We start from the raw sequence: 19,537 nt of genomic DNA, 5'->3' as shown, positions 1-19,537 counted from the left end.
TTTCGGTCGCGTGTCTTCCACGCGCGAAACGGCCGGCGCGCGGTCGTTGCCGCGCGCCGGCCGTTTCGTTGGTCGGTCAGCCGGTCACCAGGCTGAGGCCGTAGGCGGACAGGATCGGGTTCACCGGCTGGAAGTAGCAGGTGGCCGAGTTGCCGCCGGAGACGACGCCCTGCGCCTGGCCGTCGGAGATGAACGCGCCGCCCGAGTCACCCGGCTGGCACAGCGCGTCCGTCGCGGTGAGGCCGGACACGGAGCCCTGCGGGTAGTTCACGGTCTGGTTCTTCGCGCCGATCGTGCCCTGGGTGACGCCGGTGGTGGAGCCGGACTTGCTGACGCCAGCGCCGGTCGCCGCCTCCTGCGAGCCTGCCACCGCGCCGACGCCGCTGACCTGGCCCACCGGGTTCCAGTCGCCGCTGGTCTGCACCCAGGCGTAGTCGGCGCCGGGGAACTGCGAGCCGCCCCACGAACCGAGTGCGACGCCGTCCTTGGCAAGGGCGCCACCGCCGGTGAGTGCCTCACAGTGCCCGGCGGTCACGAAGCCGCCGCTCACCGAGAAGCCCACCGAGCAGCGGGACGAGCCGATGTTGTACGCCTCGCCGCCCTGGATGTCGGCGAACAGTCTCGGCACCTCGGCGGACTCGGTGATGCGGACGTCGGTCACGCCGACGGTGGCGGCGAACGCCCTGCCCTCCGCCACCGCGCCGGGCAGCACGGTCATGTTGACCGCGTTGTTCCGCACGTCGACGCCCCACACGGTGACCGAGTCCGGCGCCTTCGCCTCGGCGGCGTTCATGTCGGCCACCATCGAGTCCAGTTCGGTGCTGCTGTGCGCCACCACCTTCGCCACGGCTCCCGCGCCGGTCACCTCGCCGGTCCTGGCCGCGTCGGTGACGCCGACGACGAGCCTGCCGTCCGCCAGCCACGAGCCGCCGAAGTCCTCGCCGAGGGTCGTCGACAGGGACTGCGCGGTCCTGGACATGGTGATCTCGTCGGCCGCGGCCGCAGACGGGTCCGCGCTCGCCGAACCGCTGAACGGGATCGCGACGGCGAGAGCCACTGATCCGGCGCTCGCGAGCAGTGCTGTTCTCCGTGTGGTCACGTACGTCTCCTTCGCAGGGTGCGCGGTGTGCGCTGGATGGACGAGACGGTTGACCGGTCAATTCCGTTATATCGCCCGATATCTCGTCGAGACAAGATTTGTGCCCATAGACCCGACGAAAGTATTGCGCACGTTCCCACGTGGATTTAACTGTCCACAATGGACTTCAGGACGGTCGGAACCGTCTGTGACACCGACGGCGCCCTGCGAGTACGTGTCCGTCGCCGGGTCGTAGTCGCCGCCGCCGATCCGGTAGGTGGTGTGACCGGGCTGCACGGGTGGTGAGACGGTGTCGCCGAGGAAGTCCAGGTGCGCCAGGTTGGTCAGCGGCGCGGTGGTGGCCGCCGCCGGTGCGCGGCAACAGTGGACAGTGCGAGTGCGATGGTGACGGCGGTGGCACGTCATCGCATGCGGGGAGCCTCCTCAGGAAACCCGGTCGAGCCGGGCGACGCCGATCTTGCTGTCGGCCATGCCGTAGAACACGTAGCGGACGCCATCGATCTCCTCGATGGCCGTGGGGAACACGACGTTGGGGACCGTGCCGGACCGCTCGTCCTCGGTCTCGGCGGTGAGCATCGGCTCGGTCGAGCGGTCCAGCACGCGGCTGACGTCGGCCGGGTCGAGGATCATCGCGCCCGCCGCGTAGGCCACCCGCTGCTGCTGGGGCTCCCACGGGTCGTCGATCGCGCCGACCACCCCGTGGTGCAGCAGCAGCCAGCCCTCGTCGACGCGGATGGGCGCGGGACCGGCGCCGATCTTGAGCTCCTCGAAGGGGTGCTCCGACAACGCGACGAGCCGGTGATCTCCCTGCAGCACCAGTGTGTCCAGGTCGCGCTCGACCTCGCGCGCCGGTGCGTAGGACACCCAGATGCCTGGCCGCTCGTCGGTCACCCCGGCGGGCAGGTGCACACCCTCACCCTCGCGGAACCAGCCGAGGTCCCACATCGGCCGGTGCAACATCGCGTACGCGGGCTCCCCGTCCGGCCCCGGCACCGGCTCCGGGAAGAACACCGCGTCCTTGTTGGGAAACAGGTTGAGGTCGGTGTCCAGGCCCGGCTGGTACCGGAAGTGGATCGGCCCGAGCCGCCGCCACTCGGCGAGGTCCTTCGACACCGCCAGCGCGAGCTTGGGCCCGAGTGGGCCGTACGCGACGTAGGTCATCACGTGCATGCCGAGCCGGGGAACCCAGGTGACACGCGGGTCCTCCACCCCGGCGTTGTTCGTGCCGCGTTCCCAGCCCTCGTCCGGGGCGAGCACGACGCCGCGCCGGGACACCCCGGTCGGCACGCCGTCGACGAGCGAGACCTCGGCGAGCCCGACCCGCGACACGTTGCCGCGCGCGACGAGGCGGGGCAGCAGGTAGAGCTTGCCGTCCTGGCCGAACCCGCTTGCCGGGTTCAGCACGCCTTCCGCCTCGAAGTCGTTGCCCGGCTCCGGTGTCATCAGCACGCCGACGCGGGTGAGGGTGTACGGAGGAGTCAAGGAGAATCAGCCCTTCACACTGGATCCGAGGTTGCTGGCGGTGAACCGGCGCTGGAACACGACGAACAGCACGATCACCGGCGCGGCCAGCACGCACGCCCCGGCGAGCAGCGCGCCGTACGGGTTCGACGCGCGTGCCGCGACGTTGCTCATGTAGTTCGCGAGTGCCACCGCGAGCGGCTGCATGTCCGCCTGCTTGGTGATCAGGAACGGCCAGAGGAACTCGTTCCACGGCCCGATGAACGTCAGCAGGACCGCGGTCAGCAGCGCGGGTTTGACGAGCGGCAGCGCGACCCGCCACAGGATGGTCAGCTCGCTCGCGCCGTCGATCTGCGCCGCCTCGAACAGTTCCCGGGGCAGTTGCAGGAAGTACTGCCGGAACACGAACACCGCCGCCGAGTTGATCGCGAACGGCAGGATCATGCCGAGGTGGGTGTCGGCGAGCCCGTAGGTGCGCACGATGAGCACGTACAGCGGGATCGTCAGCAGCTGGAACGGGATCACCTGCACCAGCAGCATGATGTTGAACAGCAGCGTCCGGCCTCGGAAGTGCAGGCGTGCCAGCGCGTACCCGGCCAGCACCCCGAACACGACCGTGCACAGCAGCACCCCGCCGGTGAAGATCCCGGAGTTGAGCAGCGTCGTGCCGAGGTCGAGCCGTTCGTTGATGTCGGCGTAGTTCTGTCCTGTCAGGTTGCCGGGGTTCGGCAGCGCACCGGCCGGGGTGGTGTCCGGTTCGGACTGCAGGCTGCCGATCAGCATGTAGTAGAAGGGGAACAGGAACATCAGCGCGCCTGCCGCGAGCGCGAGCAGCCGCAACGGGTGGACCTTGCGGGGCATGTCAGTCACGCTCCAGCAGCCTGCGGTTGATCAACGAGATGACCAGCGTGCCGATGACCAGCACCATGCCGATCGCGGCGGCGAGCCCGGCCTGCCCCTGCTCGATGCCGCGCTGGTACATCACCAGCACCGGCGAGGCGGACGCCCCGTTCGGGCCGCCGCCACCGGTGAGCAGGTACGGCTCGGTGAACAGGTTCGCGCCGGTGATCGTGGCCAGCAGCACCACGAGGGTGGTGGCCGGGCGGACACCGGGCACGGTCACCGTCCAGAACGAGCGCAACCGCGACGCGCCGTCCACCGCGGCCGACTCGTACAGCTCCTTCGGCACGTTCTGCAGCGCGGCGAGGTAGAGCAGGATGAAGAAGCCGAGCTGCTTCCACGTCACGAACACCGCCACCACGGGCATCGCGAGCGTCGAGTTCACGAGCCACGACGGGTCCGGCGCGAGCGGGCCCAGCACGGAGTTCACCATGCCGTCGGAGTTGAACAGGAACAGCCACACGCCGACGACCGCGACGCTCGCGGTCACGTACGGGACGTAGAAGCTGACCCGGAAGAACGTCCGGAAGGGAATCGCGGCGTTGAGCGCCGACGCGAGCCCGAGCGACAGCACCACCGTGAGCGGCACGTTGATCACCAGGAACACCGCGATGTTCAGGAACGACCGCAGGATCGCGGGGTCGGTGAACACCGCGGCGTAGTTGGCGAACCCGACGAACGGCCGGTCCACCACCGCGCCGGGCGCGGCGAAGAACCAGTCGAAGAAGGACATGTAGACCGCGATGCCGAGCGGGTAGGCGAAGATCGCCGCCAGGAACACCGCGTACGGCGTGACGAAGGCGATGCCGATCGGCTGGCGACCGAGCAGCGGCGCCCTCCGCCGAGGCTGCCGAGTCTGTTTCATAATTGTCCGATCAGGACTGACCGGCGAGTTGGTCGATCTTGGCCGCCGCGTCGGACAGTGCGGTGGCCGGGTCGGCCTTGCCGAAGACCACCGCGTTGGTGTACGCGTCCCGCAGCGCCTGCCAGATGGCGATGGAGTTCGGCACGTTCGGCACCTCGACGGTGCGTGCGGTCATGTCGGCGAACATGCTGTACGCCGGGTTCTCCTTGAAGTAGCCGGGATAGGCATCGGTCAGGCCGGTGCGCAGCGGCATCTGGCCGGTGGCCTCGAGCAGCGCGCCGTCCTGCTCCTGGCTGGTCGCGAACTTCATCAGCTCCCACGCGGTGCCGCGGTTCTCGCACGCGGAGTACATCGCGACGTTCTTGGCGTCGGAGAAGGTGTGGATCTCGCTCGCCTCCGTGCCCTGTGAGGTCGGCACCGGCACCGAGCCCCATTCGACCTTGTCGCCGTACACCGGGATCGCCCACGGTCCGACGATCGCCATCGCGGCCTTCCCGTCGGCGAACGCGTCGCCGTTGTACTTCTCCCGGCCCGCGAGGCCCTCGTCGTAGAGGGTCTTCCAGAACGTGGCGACCCGCTCACCCGCGTCATCGGCGAAGGTGGCCTTGCCGTCCTCGACGAGCTGCGTGCCGCCGGTCTCCGCGGCGTAGAGCGGGTAGAAGTCGAACCAGCTCTGGAAGAACTCGCTCGTGGGTGCCGGCAGGATCGCGTACTTGGCGCCGCCGCCCTTGACCACCTTGCGCGCGGTGTCCAGGAACTCGTCGTAAGTGGACAGTGGCGGGTTCTCGGCGTCGATGCCCGCCTTGGTGAACGCGGTCTTGTTGTAGAAGATCACCACCGGGTTGGACTTCCACGGCAGCTGGTAGTACTTGCCGTCGGGGGACTGGTACTGGGCCGCGATGTCGCCGGTGCGGTCCTCGATGTACTGGCGGGCGTCGGGGAAGTCGTCCAGCGGCACCAGGCCACCCTGCTTCTGGAACTGCGGCACGGCGGCGGGTGCGGTGTTGAACACCAGGCACGGCGCGCTGCCCGCGGCGATCGCGGCGCCGATCGTCTCCTCGGTGGTCTTGCCGGCCGGGATCTCCTGCGCGGTGACCAACTCGTCCGGGTGTGCGGCGTTCCACTTGGCCACCATGGCCTTGCCCCACGCCACTTCCTCGGCGTTGTTGGAGTACCAGATGGTGACCGGGCCGCGTTTGTCGGCGGAACCGGCGGCCTCCCCGCCGCCACTGTCCACATTGCACGCCGCGGTCATGACGAGGGTGACGGCCGACAGTAAGCCGACCAGGATGCGCTTCATTGCGTCTCCGAAATGGTTGGGGGATGGGGTTCAGCATGCCGAGGTGGATCTCCGCAGGACCAGCTCGGCGGGTGGCAGTGTGGTGTCGACGACGTCGTGACCGTCGGCCAGGTGCAGCAGTGCGGTCGCCGCGGCCTCGCCCCAGCTCCGCGCGTCGGCACGCACGGTGGTCAGCGCCGGGTGCACGTAGGCCGCGATGGTGGTGTCGTCGAAGCCGGTGATCGACAGGTCCTCGGGGATGCGGATGCCCAGCTCCGCCGCCACGGCGATGGCCGACAGCGCCATCACGTCGTTGGCGTAGACGATGGCGGTCGGCCGGTACGAGCCGGTGAGCAGGCGCTGGGTCGCCTCGCGCCCGCCTGCCGCGGTGAAGTCGCCTGCCACGACCTGGCCTTCCTGCAGGCCCGCGTCGGTCATGGCCTGCAGGAACGCGTCACGGCGGGCGATTGCGTGCAGGAAGACGTCGGGACCCGCGACGTGCGCGATCGCGGTGTGGCCGAGTCCTGTGAGATGGGCGACCGCGGCCGCGATGCCGGGCCGGTCGTCGAGGATCACGGCGGGGAACGGTGACGGCACGTCCGGCCGGTTCAGCGTGACCGCGGGCAGCCCGATCTCCTCCAGCAGCGCGATCCTCGGGTCGGCCCGGCGCAGGTCGACGACGAACACGCCGTCCACGCGGCCGTCGCGGGCGAGTCGCCGGTAGCCGGCCTCCTCGGCGGCCGGGCTGGTCACGACCTGGAGCACCAGCGTCTGGTCGCGCTCGGCGAGCACCTTCTCGACCCCGGCGATGAACGCGGGGAAGAACGGGTCCGCGCCCAGCAGGTCGGGGTCGCGGGCGATCACCAGGCCCAGCGAGAACGCCCGCGAGGTCGACAGCGCCCTTGCCCGGTGGTTGGGGGACCAGCCCAGCTCGGCGGCGGAGGCCAGGATGCGCTGCCTGGTCTCCTCGCTCACCCCGGCCCGGCCGTTGAGCGCGAAGGACACCGCACCCTTCGACACCCCGGCGTGGCGGGCCACGTCGGAGATGGTGGGGCGGCGGGCTGTCATCGATGATCTCCCTAAACCGGTTTACAGCGCGCAGGATAAACCGGTTTACCAGCCGCGTGTCAAGCGTGGTCTACCAGCTGACGGTGATGGCCAGCTTCTCCGACCGGCCGGTGCCTGCCATGGCCGGGTGCTGCTCGCCTCCGGCCCGGTCGCGAACGGCATCCTCGCCCCGTGCACGGCTGTGGTCCTGGGCCGCGTGCGCCCGCCCCCGGCCAGGTAGGCGAGAGTCCTAAAAGGACAATTGTGATGCCGGTCACGAACCAGATGGGTCAACACGGTGGCCTTAATCCGCCGGAAACCGGGTAACGCGAACAGGAGACCGCAAAGGACCTGCACGGACGAACACACAGGGAGCGACTTGATGACGCTGTTGAACGTCGTGGTACTCGGGCTCGACGAGACGAACCTGGACCTGCTGAAGCGGGTGCCGGACGCGGACCGTTACGAGTTCCACGCGTTGATGTCCATCACCGACATGCAGTCGGGCGAGGACATCCCGATCGCCGAGCTGCTCGAGACCGCGGAGTCGCGGATCGCGGCGTTCGACGGCGAGGTACACGCCATCGTCGGCTTCTGGGACTTCCCCGTGAGCACGCTCGTGCCCGTGCTGTGCGACCGGTTCGGCCTGCGTGGCGCGAGTCTCGAGTCGGTACTCAAGTGCGAGCACAAGTACTGGAGCCGGCTGGTTCAGAGCGAGGTCATCGACGAGTACCCGCCGTTCGCGGTGGTCGACCTCGACGCGCCACGACTGCCGGCCGAGGTGGGCTATCCGTGCTGGCTCAAGCCGGTGAAGTCGTTCTCCTCCAAGCTTGCCTTCGAGGTCACCGACGACCGGGAGTTCGATGCCGCGGTCGAGGAACTGCGTGGCGGCATCGGCCGGGTGGGGGAGCCGTTCGAGTACCTGCTGGACAAAGTGGACCTGCCGCCCGAGGTCGCGGAGGCGGGTGGCCAGGCCGCGCTTGCCGAGCGGGCGTTGTCCGGGGACCGGGCGGCGGTGGAGGGTTATGTCCGCGACGGTGAGGTCGTGGTGTACGGCGTGCTGGACTCGCTGGTGTACCCGGGGGTGGCGAGCTTCCTGCGCCACCAGTACCCGTCGCAGCTGCCGGACGGGATGCGGGAACGCCTGGCGGAGGTGTCGCGACGGGTCATCGAGCGGATCGGTCTCGACAACACCACGTTCAGCATCGAGTACTTCTGCGACCCGGCGACCGGCGAGGTGAACCTGCTGGAGATCAACCCGCGGCACTCGCAGGCACACGCCGAACTGTTCGAGGACGTCGACGGTCACCCGAACCACAACTACATGGTCAAGGTCGCGCTCGGCGAGGACCCCGGCCCGCGCGGCACGGGCAAGTACGCGATCTCCGCGCGGTGGTATCTGCGCCGCTTCACCGACGGCGTGCTCCTGCGCGGGCCCTCCGAGGACGAGATCGCGATGTTGGAAAGTGCCATCGACGGGGTACGGATCTACCGCAAGGCACCTGACGGCGGCCGCCTGTCCGAAGGGCTCCACGCCGACAGCTACAGCTACGGCCTCGCCGAGATCGTGATCGGCGCGGACGACGAGGCCGGGTTGTCGGCCAAGTACGACCGGTGTGTCGAGGCGTTGCGGTTCGAGTTCGCGGACGAGGAAGGGAAGAGCTGAGTATGCGGGTCGTCACCTCGCTGCCCTACGACATCAAGGAAGAAGAGCACGTCTGGATCCCGGTGGCCGACGGTTCCCGGCTGTCCGCGCGGATCTGGCGGCCGCTGAGTTCCGACGACACACCCGTGCCCGCGATCCTCGAGTACATCCCGTACCGCAAGCGGGATCTCACCTCGGTACGCGACTCGATCGCGCACCCCTACCTCGCCGGTCACGGCTTCGCGTGCGTGCGGGTGGACATCCGGGGGAGCGGGGAGTCCGACGGCGTGCTCGTCGACGAGTACCTCGAGCAGGAGCAGCGCGACGCCGAGGACGTGCTGGCATGGCTCGCCGACCAGCCGTGGTGTGACGGGCGCACCGGGATGATGGGCATCTCGTGGGGTGGCTTCGCGGCACTGCAGGTGGCCGCTCGACGGCCGCCGAGCCTCGGCGCCATCTGCATCGCGTCGTTCACCGACGACCGCTTCGCCGACGACATGCACTACATGCGTGGCTGCCTGCTGTCGGACAACCTCGCCGAGTCCGGCACGATGTTCGCCTACAGCGCCTGCCCGCCCGATCCCGCGCTGACCGGGGACCGCTGGCGGCGGATGTGGCTGGAGCGGCTGGACGCGGCCCGCCCGTGGGTGGTGGAGTGGCTGAACCACCAGAGCCGGGACGACTACTGGCGGCACGCCTCGGTGTGCGAGGACTACTCGGCGATCCAGGTGCCGGTGTTCGCGTCGTGCGGGTGGGCCGACGGCTACTCCAACGCGGTGCTGCGGCTGATGGCAGGTCTCGACGTGCCACGCAAGGGGTTGATCGGCCCGTGGTCGCACAAGTACCCGCACCTGGGGGTGCCGGGCCCGGCGATCGGCTACCTGCAGGAGGTGGTCCGCTGGTTCGACCACTGGCTGCGTGACACGCGGGACGACGCGGTGGACGAAGTGGCGGACGAGCCGGTGCTGCGTGTGTGGATGCAGGACAGCGTGCCGCCGTCCACGGCGTACGAGGAACGGCCGGGGCGCTGGGTCGGCGAGCAGGCGTGGCCGTCGCCGAACATCCGATCCGACGTGCATCCCCTTGCCCCGCACCGGATCGCGCCGCGTGACGCGCAGTCGGGCGACGAGGTGCTGTCCGTCGAGTCGCCGCTGTCGGTCGGGCAGTTCGCCGGGAAGTGGTGCTCCTACAACGCGCCGCCGGACCTGCCCTACGACCAGCGCGAGGAGGACGGCGGTTCGCTCGTGTTCGAGACCGATGTGCTCACCGAGCCGTGCGAGATCCTCGGCGCGCCCGTGGTGCGGCTCGACGTGTCGGCGAACCGGCCCAGCGCGATGGTGGCGGCACGGCTGTCCGACGTCGCGGAGGACGGCAGGGTCACGCGGGTCACCTACGGACTGCTCAACCTCGCCCACCGCGACTCCCACGAAGAGCCGGAGCCGCTCGTGCCGGGCCGCCGCTACCAGGTGGAGATCCCGCTCAACGGTGTGGCACAGGCGTTCCCGGCCGGTCACCGCATCCGGCTCTCACTGTCCACTTCGTACTGGCCGCTGGCATGGCCGCCGCCGGAACCGGTCCGCATCTCGGTGCACACCGAGGGCAGCTCCCTCGTGCTGCCGGTCCGGCCCACCGCCGTGCCCGACGAGGTCACGTTGCGCCCCTTCGACGAGCCGGAGGGTGCCGCACCGCTGGCCACCACCGTGCGCAGCCCTGGCGAGTACCGCTGGGACGTCTCGCGCGACATGATCAACTACGATTCCGCGCTCGACGTGGTCAAGGACACCGGCACCGTGCGGTACGAGGACACCGGCGTCGAGATCGGCAAACGGGTCCACGAGCGGTACAGCTGGACCGCCGACGACTTCGCCTCCGTACGCGGCCAGACCGAATGGGCCATGACCTTCTCCCGGGGTGACTGGCACACCCGCGTCGAGACCCGCCAGGTGATGACCTGTACACCGACCGAGTTCCACGTGCACGCCCGGCTCGACGCCTTCGAGGGCGCGATCCGGGTCCGCTCACGAAACTGGGATGTCACCGTGCCGAGACACCTGGTGTGACCGGCACGGTCAGGTCCTCGCCTCCGCGGTGGGGCACTGGGCACCGAGGGTGGCACCGCCGTCGCTGAAGAGCCGTCCTGCCCACGTCGCCACCGTCCGAGGCGACGGCTGGACGTCACCGCCGAGGTGGGTGACGATCAGCAGGTCCGAGGAGCCGGGGGTCTCGATCGCAGCCGACCACCCGTGCTGCTCGTCCCACAGGAGTGCCACGTCGCTGTCGGGGAAGTGGTGAAGCCGGCCATCCAGGGCGATGTAGGCGTTGGCGGGGTCCCCTGCGTGGACATACGAGCTTTCCCCGCGTAGCTCCAGTGCCTCGGTGACCAGCCGAACGTAGCGCTCCAGATCACGTACCGCGCTGTCGTCGAAGTCAAGTTCCATGTCGCCGCCGTCCCTCTGACCCGTTTGGGTGGAACCGCGCCGACTGCTTGACGCAATCGGTTCATACCCAAACGGGTGCGTCGGCAACCGTGTTGACGTGGGACGGAGGTGGCTTTCTCGATCAAGAGTCACGGATGTGCCCGATTACTGGACAGCAGGTGTCGACGGGCTCGATCGGGGTAATGGCCACGCTAGCTGGACGAAGTGGTTCCCGCGGGAATGTTCGAGCCAGTCAGGCCCCGCCGGTTGAGACCAACAGCCGGCGGGGCCGCCGCCATGCCGCGCCGCCGCTGTCGTTCCGGTCCGGTCACCGGGCTCCTGAGTTGCCGGGCTCTGGGAGATCGAGTTCCGCGTGGTTGTTCACGAGGATCTCGGCGAGCTGGACGAGTTTGACGTTGAGGTTTTGCGACGTGCGTCTGAGCAGGTCGAACGCCTCGTCCGCGGTCGAGCCTCGGCGGCTCATGAGAATGCCCTTGGCCTGCCCGATGACGTCGCGGGAGTCGATCGCCCGCCGCAGTTGCGCGTTGTGCAGCCGCTCCTGCGTCACCTCCTTGGTGTGGGCCAGCGCGAGGGAGGCGTGTGTCGCCAGCAGGAGCGCCAGGGCCTGGTCGGCGTCCCGCAGACCACCCGGTTGGCAGGAGTAGATGTTGAGCGCCCCGGACAACCGCGGCGCCCGCGCGTCGGGCAGCAACGCCGTGGACAGGACCGCGCCCATGCCGCGTGCGGCGGCGGCGGGCCCGAACCTCGGCCAGGACCGGTCCGCGCCGAGGTTGTCACTGGCCGCGACGGCGGGCCCGGCGGGATCGGCGGCGTCCAGGCACGGTCCCTCCTTCAGCTCGTACTGCAGCTGGTCCAGTTCGGCGGCGACGCGGTCGGTCTGGATGGGGGTGTGGAAGACACCGTCCGAGGAGCGCAGTGTGATGCTGACCAGGTCGGCGCCGGGCACCACCTGGAGTGCCGCGTCGACGATCTGCTGCAGCACCTCCCCGGTGGTGGTCGCGTCCAACAGCGAGTAGGTCAGGGTGGCGAACTGCTGGGCCAGTGGTCCCAGCGGTGCCCCGTGGTCCCGCGACGGTTCGCGGCCGACGGCGACCGCACTTCGGGCATCGGCCTGAAAGCGGTCTCTGTCGCGGGTCCAGTCCTCTTGGCTGGGCGGCATCTGCGGCACCTCGATGTCCCCTTCCACGCGTCGAAGTTCGTTGAAGGATGTGGGTGGGGCGCCGACGCTTCGCTGCTGAACACCGTGCGCGCGGAAATAGCTGATCGCGCTGCTCCGCCGTTGCTGTGGCGGGACGTTTCACTGCCGACGGTCACTTTAGCCAGGGCTGTACCGCGATGGTCACGGCGGGCCGGATCACGATCGGCGGCGGGGCGGGCCCGCGTGCCGCGCGGATGCGGGCGGTGACGACCGGTCAGCCTCCTGCCATCGAACCCACCACCAGGAACGGTTCCGAGCCGTCCGCCACGCGGGTGGGCAGCGGTTTACCCGGCGGATCGTGGGAGAGGTCCTCCTCACACGCGAAGTAGCGGACGAAAGCGCGCCTGCGGCCGGTCGCCACGTCGCGGATGGTGCCCCGCAGCACGGGATAGCGCGCCTCCAGCGCGGCGAGTACCGCCTCCGTGGTGACCTCCTCTGCGACGTCGATGCACACCTCGCCGTCGACGCCCGCCAGCCTGCGCAGATGGGTGGGCAGCTTGACACGGACACTCACAACGTCTGCACCTCCACGGACAGCACCGGCGGCAGGTGGCTCACGATCGGCGACCACGTGTCACCGGCGTCGGGCGAGCAGTAGACCTGGCCGCCGGAGGTGCCGAAGTAGATGCCGCAGGTGTCCAGGGAGTCGACGGCCATGGCGTCGCGCAGGACGTTGACGTAGCAGTGTTCCTGCGGAAGGCCCGTCGTCAGCGGCTCCCACTCGTCGCCGCCCGTCCGCGAGCGGTACACGCGCAACCGGCCCTCCGGCGGATAGTGCTCGGAGTCGCTGGTGATCGGCACAACGTAGACGGTGTCCGGCTCGTCGGCGTGCACCGCGATCGGGAACCCGAAGTCGCTCGGGAGGTCACCGCTGATCTCCCGCCAGTTCTCCCCGGCGTCGTCGGACCGCATGACGTCCCAGTGTTTCTGCATGAACAGCGTGTCCGGCCGCGAGGGGTGCATGGTGATCCGGTGCACACAGTGGCCGACCTCGGCATCCGGGTCGGGGATGCCGTCGGAGACCAGGCCGCGGTTGATCGCGGTCCACGTCTTGGCGCCGTCGTCGGTGCGGAACGCGCCCGCCGCCGAGATCGCGATGAACAGCCGCTGCTGGTCCGTGGGGTGTTGCAGGATCGTGTGCAGGCACAATCCGCCTGCACCCGGGCCCCACGACGGGCCGGTGCCGTGCGCGCGCAGGCCGGGCAGCTCGTGCCAGCTGTGCCCGCCGTCGGTCGTGTGGAAGAGCCCGGCGTCCTCGATGCCCGCGTACACCAGGTCGGGGTCCGACAGCGACGGCTCCAGGTGCCACACGCGCTTGAACTCCCACGGCACCTGGGTGCCGTCGTAGTACTGGTGGGTGCCCGGGTCGCCGTCGTAGCGGAACTCCTTGCCCACCGGCCGCCACGACTGCCCGCCGTCGTCCGAGCGCTGAATGACCTGTCCGAACCACGCCGACGTCTGCGACGCCCACAACCGGTCGGACTCCACGGGCGAGCCCGCGACGTGGTAGACCTCCCAGCCACCGAAGTGCGGCCCGCTCACCGTCCAGTCCGTGCGGGTGCCGTCCGAGGTCAGTACGAAGGCACCCTTGCGAGTACCGACGAGCACGCGAACGCTGGTCATCTCAACCTCCCTGAGTCATGCCTCCCCGACACACCGGCCAGTGTGGCACCGGTCACCGACAGAAGCACGCCAGGTGCGCGCGCGACTACCCCGCGTCAAGTGAGTCCTCAGTGGAGGATCAGCCGACCCGCCGGTAGCGGGCGTCGAAGAACGTGAACACGGCGAAGGCCGCCAGCCCGATGGCGATCACCACCAGGAGGAACGTGCCGAAGGGCTGGGCGGCGAGTGTCTTCAGCGCGACGTCGAGGCCGGTCGCCTTCGCGGGCTGGCTCTGCACCGCGGCGACCACCACCAGCGCACCGGCGATGCCGTACACGGCGCCGAGCGCGGCGTAGCCGACCTGGCCCAGTTTCACCACGGCGGTCCGCGTCGGCCTGCTCGCCGGGGCGAGGTTGTGTTCCTGCGCGAAGCGCTTGGTGACGCCGTGGTGGATGACGAACAGCCCGGCGGCCACGATCGCGACACCGATCGCGATGACCACCGGCTTGCCCCAGGACTGGGCGAGCAGCTTGCCGATGAGGCCGAGCTGCGCCTTGTCGGTGGACGACGCCGGGGAGCCCACCGCGAGCTTGCCCGCGATGAACGCCAGGTACCCGAACAGGACCGCCTCGCCGACGTGCATCAGGCGCAGGCTCGTCCGGTCACCGGTGAACGCCTCGAGCAGCTGCCAGAGCGCGCTCACCCCCAGCCCCACCGCGATCAGCCACAGCAGGATGGTGCCGCCGGTGTTCGACGCGATCGACTGGAGCGCACCGGTCTTGTCCGCCTTGCCCACCCCGCCGCCGTCGAGGTCACCGACCGCGACCTGCAACACCAGCCATGCGACGAGCAGGTGGACGACCCCGTAGGCCACCAAGCCGAGCCGTACCACCAACTGGAAGGGCGCGCTCTTCGTGACTTCGCGCTGCACCACACCGGATCTGCTCATTGCGACACCATGGACAAACGGTACCCCGGGGCACGCGCCGGGACGGAACGAACGCGGTGTGCTGGGTCTGTGCGCCGGGCGCGCCGGATCCTGATGACGACCGGGAAGGACCGCGGCGCGCCCACGGTGGGCGCGCCGCGGCCGGTATGACTACAGCCCGCCGGTGTTCTGGGAGATCCAGCTCCGGAAGTACGACACGTCAACGTAGATCGACGGTTCGCGGGCGCACGTGGAGCCGCCGCCGGAGCGGCTGGTGGCGCCGATCAGCTGCCAGACGCCGCCGACCCGTTTGGCCTCGGGGCCGCCGGAGTCGCCGTAGCAGGCGCCACGGGTGTTGCCGGGGTTGTCGGTGCAGATCTCGCTGGCTGCCTGGATGCCAGCGCATTCGCCGTCACTGACGATCGAGGTGTTCAGCTCCTGCAGGGTGATCGGTGCGGAACCGCAGCCCGGCGTCGCGCAGGTCTGGCCCCACCCCATGATCCGGGTCGTGGTGCCGACCGCCCCGGACGACGTCGCGATGGCGACCGGCGCCTGGCTGACCGAGGTCGACAGCTGCAGCAGCGCCAGGTCGGCGGTCGGGTGCGCGACCCGCCTGGACACCCGGGCGACGGTGCCGCCACTTGTCCGGTTGGTGGTGCCGACGCGGACCTGGTACGGGGTGCCGCAGTGCTTCGCGGTGACCACCCAGTTGGCCTTGATCAGCGAGCCGCCGCAGGAGTGGCTGCCGGAACTGCTCTGCAGGGAAGCCATGAACGAGTAGGTCTCGGTCGCGTTGCCGCCACCGACGATGAACGGGGTGACATCGTCGGCCGTCGCAGCGCCTGCCGTGGTCGGCAGGCTGAACCCGGCGACCGCGGTGGCGGCCACCACCGTCAGGCGCACGAGCAGGGATCGTGTCCGCATAGTGCAATCTCCTTTGATGGACCGGGGCCCTCGACCCGGTATACCAAAGGTAAAGACGCCTCGATCGCCCGTGACACCCCCAATCGGACGCCCACATCCACAGTAGGTCCGGCCATCACTGGGACGATCAGTACGCAGAGATTCGCCGGTGTCAGTGCACCGGAGCGTTGGCGAGGTGTGCGCGGGTGGCGGCCAGTGCGCGGCGCAGGCATTCCTGTTCGCCGACCTGTGCGGTCATGCTGGCGCGGGGAACCTCGAGCGCGTAGGGGATTCCGGGCGGGAGGGCGGCGAGGATGCCGTGGACGTCGATGCCGCCCTCACCGGGGAAGAGGCGTTCGTAGCGGGCGGTGTGGATCAGTCCCTCCACGGTGCTGGGGATCCGGGCCGGGGCGTCGCAGACGTGGGCGAAGTGGAACCACTCGCGGGGGAGTGCGCGCAGGTCCTCGATGCTGGAGTGCGAGCGGGCGAAGTGGAGCAGGTCGATGAGGATGCCCGCGTTGGTGCGGTTCACGGCGCGGAGCACGTCCGTGGCCTCGGCGAGGTTGGGCGTCTCGGTCCAGGAGGGAAACTCCAGGTCCATGGTGAGGCCCAGCGGCTTGGCCATGTCGCACAGCACTGCGAAGTGCTCGGTCTTGCGGTCCCGGTTGGCGTCGGGCAGTTGCGCGATCACGTGCCGGGCGCCCAGTTCCGCGCCGGTGTCCAGGTAGCGCTGGAAGGTTCTTGGGTCGTCGTGGGGGCCGATCCTGGCGAGCTCGATGTCGAGGACCCGGACGCCGGTGTCGGCGAGGCGGGCCTTGGTTTCCCGCAGCAGTGCGGGATCGGTGGCGACCGGGTAGTGCGGCTCGTCGGGGGTCACCCTGGTGAGGCGGATGCCGACGTGGTCGTAGCCCGCGTCGGCGGCGGCCGACACGAGTTCCGGTGGGGACAGGGTCAGTGCGGAAAGGTGCGCGACGGAGTACGCGTTGGCGGGCTGGTCCTCCCTTGGCGTCGGCGGCCGGGAGATCACCGTGGTCGCGACCATCCTGCGCTGCCGGTGCGCGGTCATGCGTACCGGTGTCGCGCCCGCGTCCCCGTACCCGTTGTAGCCGCCGACGCGTTGCACGACCTCGAAGAACACGCGGGACCCGAGCATCTCCGTGCAGAAGTGGAAGTACTCGCCGTGCTCGTCACGGTCGTACAGGACCGAGTTCGCCCGCAGGTCGGCCAGCACCTCCGGCGGCAGGTCGAGCCGGGCGTCCAGGTCGTCGTAGTAGTTCTCCGGGATCGCCAGCAGCGGGGCGCCCAGTGCCCGCACCGCCTTCGCCGCCGCGATCGCGTCGTCGGTACGGAACGCGATGTGCTGCGGCTCCGGCACGGCCGGCGCCCACTGGCCCCGCCGGTACAGCGCGGCGTTGAGCGTGATCCGCACGCGGTGGTGTGGGTCGGTCGCCGCCCTGCTCCTGATCAGCCCGAACGGCGCCGCGAACTCCGTCGCCGTCTGGGCGCCGAGGCCGAGCACGGTGCGGTAGAACAGCGTGGACTGGTCGAAGTCGTCGAACGGCTCGGTCAGCGAGATGTGGTCGACGGCGGTCAGCAGGTCGCCAGCGGCCGCGCCCGTCGGGGTGAAGTCCGCGAGCCAGTCGTCCCGCTCGTCGCCGGTGTGGCAGAAGAAGACCGTCCTGCCGTCCGGTGTGGACACCGAAGGGAGGTCGGCCTCCTGTGGCTGCCGGGACCGGGGGAGCACCGGCGCGAGGTGCCGTTCCGCCCGCCGCGCCGAAGCCGAGGGATCGGGGCTCTCGAACGCGAGCGCGGTGATCTCCGAGGTGCCGGGCGTCGAGGTGGCACGCGGGGTCGAGTTCAGCAGCACCCGTGCGGTGCCCTGCTGCCACAGTTGCACGGGCTTGGACCGGTGCCTGCCGGTGTTGGTGAAGCCGAGCGCGGCGAGCGTGCGGGCCAGCACGGGCCCGGACGTCTCGTCGACCGCCAGCTCCGTGAACGCGTGACCGGTGAGCGCGGGTGCGGTGGCTCGCGGCACGAGCCCGTCCCGCACGCTGATGAGCGAGCGCATCGCGTCGATCGCCGTGCGCCGGGGGTCGACCTGCCGGAGCACGTCGTTGGACACGTCGAGCGTCAGCGGGCCCGGGTAGCCGGTGGCGAGCACGGTGGCGGCGAAACCGGTGAGGTCGAACGTGCCCTGGCCGGGCAGGAGCCGGTGGTGCGTGCTCCACTGCGCGAGGTCCATGTGCCGGGGTGGCGCGTCGGCCAGCTGCAGTGCGAACACCTTGTCACCGGGGATGATCCGGAGGCCGGTGAGGTCGCGGGTCTTCGCGAGCACGTGGAAGCTGTCCAGGCACAGCCCGAGCGCGGGGTGGCCAGCCCAGCGCACCACCCGCCACGCGCGCTCGACCGTGTTGACGAACCGGCCCCACGCCAGCGGCTCGTACGCGATCCGCAGCCCGTGGTCCGCCGCGCGTCCGGCGAGGATGGCCAGCTGCTCGGCCGCGAGCTCGTCGTCGTCGACGGCGTCGGCCGACAGCGTCGAGCAGACCACCAACGTGGTGACGCCGAGCCTGGTCATCAGCTCGAACTTGCGCTCCGCGCGCCGCAGGCCCGCGCGGAGGACGTCCGGCGGGACCGCCTCGAAGTCGTGGAACGGTTGGTAGTGGTCGATTCTGAGCCCGAGGTCGGTGCACCGCTGGCGTACCTGCTCCGGTGACAGCGGCGACGCGACGAGGTCGTCCTGTACGAGCGCGACGCCGTCGAAGCCCGCGGCGGAGGCCGCCGCGAGCTTGTCCTCGAGGGTGCCGGACAGGCAGACCGTCGCGATGGTGAGGTCCGCCGCCGCGGTGCGGCCGGCATCCACGCTCGGCGCTTCCCGTTGTGCGGTGAGCATCTGTTACCCCCTTGCGATCGAGTCGAAGTGGTGGTGCATCCGGTCCGCGTCCGGTTCGCGGCCGGTGATGATCCGGAACGTGTCGACGGCCTGGAACACGGCCATACGGCCACCGTCGAGCACCCGGCAGCCTCGGTCGCGGGCGGCGGCGAGCAGCTCGGTCTCCAGTGGCCGGTACACGATGTCGACGACCCACAGGTCCTGCGACAGCAGCTCGGCGGGCAACGGGAGCCCGGGGTGCCCCACCATGCCGGTGGGGGTGGCGTGGACGAGTCCGTCCGCACCGTCGAGCAGGCCGGGATCGCCGTGCGGACTCGCGGTGGCCCGGTCGCCGAGGCGGGCCGCCAGCCCCTGCGCGCGCGCCGGGTCGAGGTCGGCCACCCGCAGCTCGCGCACCCCGAGGGACAGCAGCGCGTGCCCGAGCGCGGCGCCCGCGCCACCCGCGCCGAGGAGCACCACCGTGTCCAGCGCCGCTCCCGGCAGGCCGGTGGTCAGTGCGCGGGAGAACCCGGTCACGTCGGTGTTGTGGCCGACGGCCACGCCATCGCGGAACGAGATCGTGTTCACGGCGCCGACCGCCGCCGCGCCGGGGGACAGCTCGTCGAGGTGGTCGAGCACGAGTTGCTTGACGGGGTGGGTGACGTTGAGGCCGTCGTAGCCCGCGAGCCGGGCGGCCGCCACCAGCTTGCCGACGGCGGGTGCCGGGACACCGAGGTCGTCGAGGTCGAGCACGCGGTAGAGGTAGCGGATGCCCAGTGCGTCCGCCTCGCGTTCGTGCATGGGTGGCGTGAGCGACGTGCCGACACCCGAGCCGATCAGGCCGACCAGGAACCCGTTTCCGTTGCGCGCTGATGCCATGGGCTCTCCTCGACGAGACCGGTCACTTCCATCCGGGACCAACGCGAACGAACTAGATAGTTACTTATACGCCGTGCTGGTCGCGGAGGGAAGTGACCGGTGGCCCGCCGCCGGTGAGGGCGGCGGGCCGGTTGAGTCAGTAGACCTCGATCTTGCCGGTGGAGCGGGGGCTGTGCGGGTCGTTGAAGAAGTACTCGCCCTTCTTCCTGAACGTGTGCTGGTACGACTCGCCCGGTGCGAGACGCACGTCGAACAGCCCTTCGAAGAACTGGGTGGCGCCGCGTTCGCCGCCCAGCCGACGGCGGAGGGTGCCGCGCACTTCCAGAAGATGCTCGTCGGCGGCATCCGGTCCTCGGCGGGTGCCGAGCCGTTCTGCCGGTGAGCGGGCGGGGTGGGGGGGGGGGCGCCGCGCGCCCCCCCG

General features: G+C 70.0%; 17 protein-coding genes. 2 read left to right on the top strand and 15 right to left on the bottom strand.

Going from position 1 to position 19,537, the window contains the following annotated elements; translation table 11 throughout:
* Positions 1-76: 76 nt before the first annotated feature.
* The 6 genes from WBA97_RS22145 to WBA97_RS22120 form a co-directional block, all read right to left on the bottom strand.
* Positions 77-1,099: a S1 family peptidase gene (locus WBA97_RS22145; RefSeq protein ID WP_424232800.1), complete on the bottom strand. Its 1,023-nt coding sequence runs from the start codon at positions 1,097-1,099 to the stop codon at positions 77-79.
* Between the two features lie 423 nt (positions 1,100-1,522).
* On the bottom strand, positions 1,523-2,581 hold the full coding sequence (locus tag WBA97_RS22140; protein WP_424232799.1) for a hypothetical protein: 1,059 nt from the start codon (positions 2,579-2,581) through the stop codon (positions 1,523-1,525).
* A gap of 6 nt (positions 2,582-2,587) precedes the next feature.
* The gene (locus WBA97_RS22135) at positions 2,588-3,421 is read right to left on the bottom strand and encodes a carbohydrate ABC transporter permease (protein ID WP_424232816.1); all 834 of its coding nucleotides are present in this window, start codon (positions 3,419-3,421) and stop codon (positions 2,588-2,590) included.
* A 1-nt stretch (position 3,422) separates the two neighbouring features.
* Positions 3,423-4,325, bottom strand: a complete 903-nt coding sequence (locus WBA97_RS22130; RefSeq protein ID WP_424232798.1) for a carbohydrate ABC transporter permease — start codon at positions 4,323-4,325, stop codon at positions 3,423-3,425.
* A 10-nt stretch (positions 4,326-4,335) separates the two neighbouring features.
* Positions 4,336-5,625 carry an extracellular solute-binding protein gene (locus tag WBA97_RS22125; RefSeq protein ID WP_424232797.1) on the bottom strand — a complete coding sequence of 430 codons (1,290 nt, stop codon included), beginning with the start codon at positions 5,623-5,625 and terminating at the stop codon, positions 4,336-4,338.
* Positions 5,626-5,655: 30 nt separating this feature from the next.
* Positions 5,656-6,672: a LacI family DNA-binding transcriptional regulator gene (locus WBA97_RS22120; protein ID WP_424232796.1), complete on the bottom strand. Its 1,017-nt coding sequence runs from the start codon at positions 6,670-6,672 to the stop codon at positions 5,656-5,658.
* A gap of 361 nt (positions 6,673-7,033) precedes the next feature.
* Here WBA97_RS22120 and WBA97_RS22115 point away from each other — a divergent pair, with 361 nt between their 5' ends.
* Both WBA97_RS22115 and WBA97_RS22110 read left to right on the top strand, forming a co-directional pair.
* On the top strand, positions 7,034-8,317 hold the full coding sequence (locus tag WBA97_RS22115; protein ID WP_424232795.1) for an ATP-grasp domain-containing protein: 1,284 nt from the start codon (positions 7,034-7,036) through the stop codon (positions 8,315-8,317).
* A gap of 2 nt (positions 8,318-8,319) precedes the next feature.
* Positions 8,320-10,356: a CocE/NonD family hydrolase gene (locus WBA97_RS22110; protein WP_424232794.1), complete on the top strand. Its 2,037-nt coding sequence runs from the start codon at positions 8,320-8,322 to the stop codon at positions 10,354-10,356.
* A gap of 9 nt (positions 10,357-10,365) precedes the next feature.
* On the opposite strand, the gene WBA97_RS22105 is transcribed toward WBA97_RS22110, so the two are convergent.
* The 9 genes from WBA97_RS22105 to WBA97_RS22065 all read right to left on the bottom strand — a co-directional run.
* Complete coding sequence (locus WBA97_RS22105; protein WP_424232793.1) at positions 10,366-10,734, bottom strand: DUF6292 family protein; 369 nt, start codon at positions 10,732-10,734, stop codon at positions 10,366-10,368.
* Between the two features lie 307 nt (positions 10,735-11,041).
* Positions 11,042-11,893, bottom strand: a complete 852-nt coding sequence (locus WBA97_RS22100; RefSeq protein WP_424232792.1) for an ANTAR domain-containing protein — start codon at positions 11,891-11,893, stop codon at positions 11,042-11,044.
* A gap of 253 nt (positions 11,894-12,146) precedes the next feature.
* The gene (locus tag WBA97_RS22095) at positions 12,147-12,446 is read right to left on the bottom strand and encodes a hypothetical protein (protein WP_424232791.1); all 300 of its coding nucleotides are present in this window, start codon (positions 12,444-12,446) and stop codon (positions 12,147-12,149) included.
* Positions 12,443-13,555, bottom strand: coding sequence for a WD40/YVTN/BNR-like repeat-containing protein (locus WBA97_RS22090; protein WP_424232790.1), 1,113 nt, complete (start codon positions 13,553-13,555; stop codon positions 12,443-12,445). The genes WBA97_RS22095 and WBA97_RS22090 overlap by 4 nt, the downstream gene beginning before the upstream one ends.
* Positions 13,556-13,673: 118 nt before the next feature.
* Complete coding sequence (locus tag WBA97_RS22085; protein WP_424232789.1) at positions 13,674-14,483, bottom strand: DUF1206 domain-containing protein; 810 nt, start codon at positions 14,481-14,483, stop codon at positions 13,674-13,676.
* Positions 14,484-14,633: 150 nt separating this feature from the next.
* Positions 14,634-15,386: a S1 family peptidase gene (locus WBA97_RS22080; RefSeq protein ID WP_424232788.1), complete on the bottom strand. Its 753-nt coding sequence runs from the start codon at positions 15,384-15,386 to the stop codon at positions 14,634-14,636.
* A 151-nt stretch (positions 15,387-15,537) separates the two neighbouring features.
* On the bottom strand, positions 15,538-18,258 hold the full coding sequence (locus WBA97_RS22075) for a TIM barrel protein (RefSeq protein ID WP_424232787.1): 2,721 nt from the start codon (positions 18,256-18,258) through the stop codon (positions 15,538-15,540).
* A gap of 3 nt (positions 18,259-18,261) precedes the next feature.
* Positions 18,262-19,116 (bottom strand): shikimate dehydrogenase, encoded by an 855-nt coding sequence (locus tag WBA97_RS22070; protein ID WP_424232786.1) that lies wholly within the window; start codon positions 19,114-19,116, stop codon positions 18,262-18,264.
* 136 nt (positions 19,117-19,252) lie between these two features.
* Positions 19,253-19,537 (bottom strand): cupredoxin domain-containing protein (locus WBA97_RS22065; protein ID WP_424232785.1); only part of this gene is annotated, 285 nt, incomplete at its 5' end.

Origin of the sequence: Actinophytocola sp., assembly GCF_049647105.1 — a bacterium.
Taxonomy (GTDB): Bacteria; Actinomycetota; Actinomycetes; order Mycobacteriales; family Pseudonocardiaceae; genus Actinophytocola.
This window is presented reverse-complemented; position numbering and strand designations above follow the sequence as displayed.